Origin of the sequence: Microvirga sp. KLBC 81 (assembly GCF_003075415.1) — a bacterium.
Lineage (GTDB): Bacteria > Pseudomonadota > Alphaproteobacteria > Rhizobiales > Beijerinckiaceae > Microvirga.
This window is the reverse complement of sequence record NZ_QDAH01000246.1, coordinates 1-1,310: the sequence shown is the minus strand read 5'-3', so window position 1 is coordinate 1,310 and position 1,310 is coordinate 1. Positions and strand designations below refer to the sequence as shown.

Below are 1,310 nucleotides of genomic sequence, written 5' to 3'. Positions count from 1 at the left end.
ATTGCGGGTATCCACCACGAGCCGGGCATGCTCTGCGATCAGGCGGTAATCGACCTGGTCATGGTCGGTGGCGATCAGAACAGCATCGTAGGACGCCACGGTCGCAACCGTCAGCGGAACGGAACGGCGGCCCGCCAGCGCCCCGTGCTTGCGGGTCGGCGGCAGCTCGGGGACATGCGGGTCGTGGTAATCGACGCGCGCGCCGCGGGCCTCGATCAGCTCGAGGAGCTTCAGGGCCGGGCTCTCGCGGATGTCGTCCACGTTCTTCTTGTAGGCCACGCCGAGCAGGAGAATGCGCGCGCCGCTGAACGGCCGCCCGCCCCGATCCACGGCTTGCGCCAGCCGCTCCACCACGTAAGAGGGCATGTGGGCGTTGACCTGCCCGGCCAGCTCGATGAACCGGGTGGTGATGTCGTATTCGCGCGCCTTCCAGGTGAGATAGAACGGGTCGACCGGGATGCAGTGGCCGCCGAGCCCCGGCCCCGGATAGAACGGCATGAAGCCGAACGGCTTGGTCCGGGCGGCGTCGATCACCTCCCACACGTCGATGCCCATGGCGGCATAGACCACCTTCAGCTCGTTCACGAGGGCGATGTTGACCGCCCGGAAGATGTTTTCCGTCAGCTTCACCGCCTCGGCGGTGGCGGCGGACGAGACCGGCACCGTGCGCACCACGAGCTGGCTGTAGAGCGCCTCGGCCAGGGCCAGCGCCGCCGCGCCGTCGCCACCCACCACCTTCGGGATCGCCGCGGTGCCGAAATCCGGATTGCCGGGATCCTCCCGTTCCGGCGAGAACGCCAGGAAGAAGTCCTGGCCGCTCTTCAGGCCGGTGGCCTCGAGGAGGGGCTTGAGCACCTCCTCGGTGGTGCCCGGATAGGTGGTGGACTCGAGCACGATCAGCTGCCCCTTGCGCAGGTGCTCGGCAATCGTGCGGGTGGTTTGCTCAACATAGGACAGGTCCGGCTCGCGGTGCCGGGTGAGCGGGGTCGGCACGCAGATCAGGAGGGCATCGGCTTCCGGCAGGCGGCTGAAATCGGCGGTGGCGGCCAGGCGGTTGGCCGCCACCGCGGCGGCCAGAGGCTGCGACGGGATATGCTTGATGTAGCTCTCGCCCCGGTTCAGCCGCGCCACGTAAGAGGCATTGATGTCGAAGCCCAGAACCGTGAAGCCGGCCCGGGCGGCCGTCAGCGCGAGCGGCAGGCCGACATAGCCCAGGCCGATGATGCCAATGGTCGCCTGGTGGGCCTTGAAGCGCTCCAGCAGCGGCCCGACATCCAGGGCAGGCGCGGCAAAGGATCCATGATCGGCTG

The 1,310-nt window shown here is 68.4% G+C and carries 1 protein-coding gene; it reads right to left on the bottom strand.

Annotated elements, in window-relative coordinates; all coding sequences use genetic code 11:
* On the bottom strand, window positions 1-1,278 hold a 1,278-nt coding region (locus DC522_RS33545; protein WP_133239462.1), incomplete at its 3' end, for a nucleotide sugar dehydrogenase.
* Window positions 1,279-1,310 lie beyond the last annotated feature (32 nt).